General features: G+C 70.6%; 3 protein-coding genes and 1 tRNA gene. 2 read left to right on the forward strand and 2 right to left on the reverse strand.

Going from position 1 to position 5,449, the window contains the following annotated elements:
• Positions 1–1,211 precede the first annotated feature (1,211 nt).
• Positions 1,212–2,429 (forward strand): tyrosine-type recombinase/integrase, encoded by a 1,218-nt coding sequence (locus tag FNQ90_RS11335; RefSeq protein ID WP_182606253.1) that lies wholly within the window; start codon positions 1,212–1,214, stop codon positions 2,427–2,429.
• A 209-nt stretch (positions 2,430–2,638) separates the two neighbouring features.
• Here FNQ90_RS11335 and FNQ90_RS11340 read toward each other — a convergent pair.
• Positions 2,639–2,712, reverse strand: a tRNA-Pro gene (locus FNQ90_RS11340).
• A gap of 92 nt (positions 2,713–2,804) precedes the next feature.
• Positions 2,805–4,211: a lipase maturation factor family protein gene (locus FNQ90_RS11345; RefSeq protein WP_182606254.1), complete on the reverse strand. Its 1,407-nt coding sequence runs from the start codon at positions 4,209–4,211 to the stop codon at positions 2,805–2,807.
• Positions 4,212–4,483: 272 nt separating this feature from the next.
• Between FNQ90_RS11345 and FNQ90_RS11350 the strand changes: the two genes are divergently transcribed.
• A partial coding sequence (locus FNQ90_RS11350; protein ID WP_182606255.1) for an acetylxylan esterase occupies positions 4,484–5,449 on the forward strand: 966 nt, incomplete at its 3' end.

Here is a 5,449-nt window from a genome sequence, read left to right on the forward strand (position 1 = left end):
GTGGTGCGTAGTAGGGATGGTGTGTGGGTGGCGGGGTGGTCATGGCGGGGGAGCCTGCCGTGTCGGGACGGCTGTACCGGCGGGTACACCGTTTCCGTTGCCGGCCTGTGACGGTTCGTTACGAGAACGGTCGCCTGGGACCGCGCTCCCCGGTGTCCACTCCTCTTCGGTCCGATCAGCGGCCATCGACCTCCTGAGCTGTTGTCTCGCCGGTGAAGCCACTGCGAATCGGCGCGGCACCCGAACTTCGAGCCGAACGGGCCACCGGGAATCGAAAGCTCACCTGTTCGGCGTCGATGGATTCCCTCGGTCCTGCTTCGGGGCGGTGGTGGCTTGACGTCCGGTGCTCGGTCATTTCCGTATGGAGTTGTTCGGGTGCTCCCGGGTGGTGTGGAAGCGTTCGCGGGGGAGTGGCCTGGGTGATTTGAAGTGCGTGAGCCGGGCGATTTTGGCAAGGGTTTCGGTATCGGCGTGGTGGAGAATTCCGGAGACCGCTCCGCAGGCGGAATAGGATCCGAGTTGTGCGGTGAGGATTGATTCACTCTACCGGAGGTGTGACTGCCCCGGTGACCGATCCGGTTTTCTCCGTTTCCCCTTTTCCGAGAGATTCGCAGTGATCCGGGGCGGGCGGTTTTTCTCCGCGTGCGCGCAGCGAGCCCTCCGCCACGCTGGCGTGCTTCCGGGCAGGTCGTCGCATGGTGTCGTGGAGATTTTTTCGGTCCGGGGGTCGTCGGTGGTGGCTCGCTCGGGGTGGGCCGGTTTCGTGCCCGGAGTGTGATGTGAACCGGTGAAGTGGCCTGTGGCCTCGTTGTTCCGTGGGTGGGTCGGTGGAACATAGACCATGATCGCCGGTTGGGCAAACCGGTGATCGTGGTGACGATGGAAGGTGTTCGCCCCCGGTGCCCGGCAGGGCAATCGGGCGTGATGTGCAGTCGTTTCCTTCTCCCGTACGGAAAATCGATGACGCAGAGCAATGACCCCGTCCCCGTGTCTCCTCCCGGGGCGGTGGCCGGTGGGACCGGTTGGTATCGCACGGAGGATTTGGCGCGATGGTTGAAGGTGGATCCCTCGACCGTGCGCCGGTGGCGGACGGCCTCCCCTCCCCAGGGCCCTCCCTTCGTGAGGCTTTCGGAGCGCCTGGTCCTCTACGGTGCGGCCGATGTCCGGCAGTGGTTGGCCGATCGTCGGGTTGACCCGAAGCGGGCGGGTTGATGCCGCACATCGAGCGGCTGCCGGTCGCTGTCGCGCTCTCCCCGGACATCGAGTACCGGCCCGGACGCGTCCGGCCCCACCGGGCCCGGGTGCGGTGGGTCGATCCCCACACCGGGCGGCGCCGGTCGCTGTCGCGATCGCACCGTACCGAGGAAGAGGCCCGGAAGTGGATCGAGAGGCTGGGTGCGGCGGCCCTGCGCGGGATCGATCCGGCGGCCTCGAACCCGACCCTGGCGACCTACGGCGAGGCGAACATGGGGTTGGCCCTGCGGGGACTGGAGCCGAAGACCACCGACCCGTATCTGGCCGGTTGGCGGTTGCGGGTGGTGCCCTCCCTGGGCCACCTCTGCCTGCCGATGGTCACCAACGGCGCGGTGGACCGCAGCGTCTACGGATGGATCGCGGATGGATGCAGCCGCTCCACGGTCAAGAACAGCCTGGCGGTGCTGGTGCGGGTGATGGAACAGGCCCGCCGCGACGGCCTCATCCAGGCCAACCCGGCACAGGTGAGGGGCTGGCAGCGGGAGTACGCCAGGGCCGAGGACGAGCTGGACGACCCCCGGTCCCTGGCCCTGCCCGACTGGAGGGCACTGACCACACTGGCCGAGGCGCTGGTGGCCCGCTCGCACGGGGAGTTCCCCGGCTGGGGGGAGGTGGTGATCTTCGCGGCCTGCACCGCGGCCCGGATCGGGGAGGTCTCCGGGGTCCGGGTGCGCGACATCGACCCGGAGCGGTGGATCTGGACGGTGCGCCGGCAGACCACGCCCTCGCCGGGCGGGTTGGTGGACAAGCGGACCAAGGGCAAGGTCGCGCGGCGGGTGCCGCTGATCGAGGAGGTGCGGCCCCTGGTGGCCCGGCGCCTGCTGGCAGCCGGGTCCGATCCCGATGCCCGGTTGTTCACCGGCCCGCGCGGCGGGCGGATCGCCACCGCCGTGCTGCGGGACGCCACGCACTGGGACGAGGTCGTCACCTCGCTGGGGTGGGAGCACCTGCGCCGGCACGATCTGCGGCACACCGGGCTGACGTGGATGGCGGACGCGGGGGTGCCGTTGCACGTGCTGCGGAAGATCGCCGGGCACGGCTCACTGGCCACCACCCAGCGCTACCTGCACCCGGACCTGCGCTCGATCACCGAGGCGGGCCGATCCCTGAGCGCCCACCTCTCACCTCCGGTCGGGCCCGCGCAGCCGCCCGGGGCCACCCGCCGGATGTTGTAGGCATCCCACAACCGGGCCGGAACACTCACGATCTTGGTCCCCGGGGAAAGGTGCTCTGATCTGCGGTTTCCTCCCGGCTCCGACCCCCGTCTGGTCCCCGGGCGGTCCCCAAGGGGGTCGCCGGACCCCTACCGGGCTGATGGGCCGTCAGATGCCGAAAGGCGCTCCGAACAGGGCTTTCACCTGTTCGGAGCGCCTTCCGGCTACCGTCGGGACGGCGGGATTTGAACCCACGACCCCTTGACCCCCAGTCAAGTGCGCTACCAAACTGCGCCACGTCCCGGTGCCCGGTGTGACCTGGGGCTTTGCCCCTCGTCGCCGTGCACGAGAACCATACCGCATTCGAGGGGGTGGACGTGAAATCCGGGGTGCGGGTCAGAGCGTGGTCGGCGGGATCCGGTCGCGGAGCGCCTCGCGGTGCCAGTGGGCGCCGGTGTCGCGGTGCTCGGCGCGGGTGGTGAAGCGGTAGCGGTACACCCGGGCCCGGATCCAGCGGGGCGGCCGGTCGGGGAAGGGGTTGTGCCGCAGGAGTCGCAGCGTGGGCCGGTCGCCCTCCAGTAGGCGCTCGACCAGCAGGGGAAGCCAGGGGCGGCCGTAGGCGGGGGAGAGCGCGGCGAACCACATCATCCAGTCCAGTCGCAGGTGGTAGGGCGCCACCTGCGGGGGTCGACGGCGCACATCTCCGGGCTTGCCCCGGAAGCCGTAGGCGTGCCACACGGTGTCGGGCCCGGGCCGGGGGTCGTCGGTGCCCTCGATCTCGATCTCCTGCCGCACCCGCGAGACGCTGCCGAAGGCCCCGTAGCTGTTCACCAGCCGCAGCGGGTCGTGCGAGACGTTCATCCGCTGCCGCCGGGAGAGCAGGTTGCGCACCGGATGGCGGCTGAGTACCAGGATCCACCCGGTCATCGCCGACACCATCACGAGGAACCAGAGGGGTGGGTCGGGTTGGTCGGACGGTGGTGTGACCAGCCGGCTCCAGTCGAGCAGGGCCAGGGCGAGCACGATGGTGACCCAGTTCAGCCAGGCGAAGTTTCCCGACAGCACCAGCCACAGTTGGGTGAGGACCACGATCGCCGCGGCGGTTCCGGACACCGGCTGGGGGAGGAAGAGCAGGAACGGGACGAACAGTTGGGTCACGTGGTTCGCGAGGACCTCCATCCGGTGCAGGGGACGCGGCAGCAGGTGGAACCGGCGGCTGAGCGGTCCGGGCAGGGGCTGGGTCTCGTGGTGGTGGTCCAGGCAGGTCAGCTCCCGCCAGCACCGGTCGCCGCGCCACTTGATCAACCCCGCGCCGAACTCCACGCGGAAGAGCAGCCAGGCGATCAGGATCATCACGGGCAGGGGCGGAGCGACCCGTTCGTTGCCCAGCAGCGCGGCCAGGACCCCGGCCTCCAGCAGCAGGCTCTCCCAACCGAAGCCGTACCAGCCCTGTCCGATGGAGACGATCGACAGGTACAGCGCCCACGGCACGATCCACAGCGCGACGAACAGCCACAGCGGCGCCCGATCCGCCGCCCCCACCAGCAACAGGGCGGAGACGGCCACCCCGCTCCAGGCGGCCAGGCCCAGCAGACGGTCGGAGTAGCGCAGGTGGAACAGGCTCGGGGCCCGGCGGAACGGCACCCGGCGCAGCAGGTCCGGTGCCGGTGTCAGGCCGCGTTCACCCGCCAGGGGGCGGAACTGGAGGGCGGCGTTGAGGAAGGCGATCAGGTAGACGGCCGCCAGCCCGCGCTGGAAGACCAGTCGTCCGAGCCAGGCGTCGGGGGCGGTGAACCACTCCATGGCTCATCGGTACCACCGACGGGTCGGTCGGCCGGAGAGGCGCGGGCCGTGGTTCGGGTGGTGGGGTGCCCGTGGGGTGACGTCTCCGGTCGGCAGCCCTCCGGTGCGATCGGCCCACGGAACCGGCCCACGGAACCGGCCCGCGGAACCGGGCCGGGGCAGGGGGCCGGGGCCACGCCCAAGAGGCCCCGGGCAGGGCGTTGACCGGGTGTGGGGACGGTCGTAGGGTCCGGCTGCAAGCGCTTTCCCGCCAATGCCCTCCGGAGGCCCGCATGGCGCTGACCGATATGTCGATCGAGGAGCTGAGAAGCTACCGCCCCGAGGTGCCGGAGCCGCCGGACCTGGACGACTTCTGGGCCGGCACGCTGAAGGCCGCGCGGGGCGCCGCGACCGGTCCGGCCACCTACGAACCGGTCACCGACCCCGCGCCCGCCACGGTGGAGGTCTTCGACGTGCGGTTCCCCGGCTGGGCCGGGCAGCCGGTGGCGGCGTGGTTGATACTGCCGCGCGGGCTGCCCCGCCCGTTGCCGGTGGTGGTGACCTACATCGGGTACGGCGGCGGACGGGGCCTGTCCACCGAGCACCTGTTCTGGAGTGCGATGGGTTACGCCCAGTTGGTGGTGGACACCCGGGGCCAGGGCCACGACACCCCCGACCCGGACCCCGTGCCCTTCCCGCAGTTGACCTACGGGTTCATGACCCGTGGCATCGGGCACCGGGACCACTACTTCTACCGGCGGGCGATGACGGACTGCGTGCGGGCGGTCGACGCGGTACGCGAGCACCCGGACGTCGATCCCGAGCGGGTGATCGTCTCCGGCATCAGTCAGGGCGGGGGGTTGGCGTTGGCGACGGTCGGGTTGGCCCGTGACACGGTGGCCGCGGCCTTGATCGACGTGCCCTTCCTGTGCCACTACCGGCGTTCGGCCGAGATCGCCTCGGAAGGCCCCTACCCGGAGTTGGTCCGGTATCTGGGGCGGCATCGCCGGGTCGACCCGGCGGTCGTGTTCGACGTCCTCAACCATTTCGACGGTCTCCACTTCGCCGCCCGGGCCGCGGCGCCGGCGCTGTTCAGCGTGGGGCTGATGGACCCCGTCTGTCCGCCCTCCACCGTCTTCGCGGCGTACAACCGGTGGGCGGGGGAGCGGGCGGACATCACCGTGTGGGAGTTCGGGGATCACGCCGGCGGCTGGGGGTCGCAGCCGGTGGAGCAGGTGAGGTGGCTCGCGGAACGGGGG

The organism is Streptomyces alkaliphilus (assembly GCF_014141535.1).
GTDB lineage: Bacteria > Actinomycetota > Actinomycetes > Streptomycetales > Streptomycetaceae > Streptomyces > Streptomyces alkaliphilus.

What these genes read in the sequence shown, in the direction of transcription:
- FNQ90_RS11335 (WP_182606253.1), top strand. Translation starts at nt 1,212, where the DNA reads ATGCCGCACATCGAGCGGCTGCCGGTCGCTGTCGCGCTCTCCCCGGAC.
- FNQ90_RS11345 (WP_182606254.1), bottom strand. Translation starts at nt 4,211, where the DNA reads ATGGAGTGGTTCACCGCCCCCGACGCCTGGCTCGGACGACTGGTCTTC.